Source organism: Limnospira sp. PMC 289.06 (genome assembly GCF_032350395.1).
In the GTDB taxonomy this organism is placed as follows: domain Bacteria; phylum Cyanobacteriota; class Cyanobacteriia; order Cyanobacteriales; family Microcoleaceae; genus Limnospira; species Limnospira platensis.
In genome coordinates this window covers 1-307 of record NZ_JARPLC010000558.1, presented here as the reverse complement: position 1 = coordinate 307, position 307 = coordinate 1, and the positions used below count along the sequence as shown (strand labels likewise).

The window sequence follows — 307 nt, the reverse complement described above, 5'->3', positions numbered from 1 at the left end:
CTTCCCCTTGCTCTTTTGAGCGCAGCGTTTCAACCTGTTTCGCTACTATAAATTGACGATGGTTCAAGCCGGACATTCGGTTTCCCTAATCATAGATGATTGGCAGTGGTCGGGTTATTGGGAACAGGTTTCCCTCACGCCTTCCGTTCCCCGCTTCAATCTGACGGGTTGTGAGTCCTGAAACTGGGGGTGGCTATCGCCTTTACTCTCAACTTCCTGCTGTACATAACACCAGCGTTCAGTCTTGACCTTGAGTTCCCTGCCTTGTTTGGATTCCTCCCAACGTCGGGACATATAAACAGTTATG

1 protein-coding gene is annotated in these 307 nt (G+C 49.5%); it reads right to left on the bottom strand.

Annotation, left to right across the window (positions count from 1 at the left end):
- Positions 1-114: 114 nt before the first annotated feature.
- A partial coding sequence (locus P5674_RS26260; RefSeq protein ID WP_315643511.1) for a hypothetical protein occupies positions 115-307 on the bottom strand: 193 nt, incomplete at its 5' end.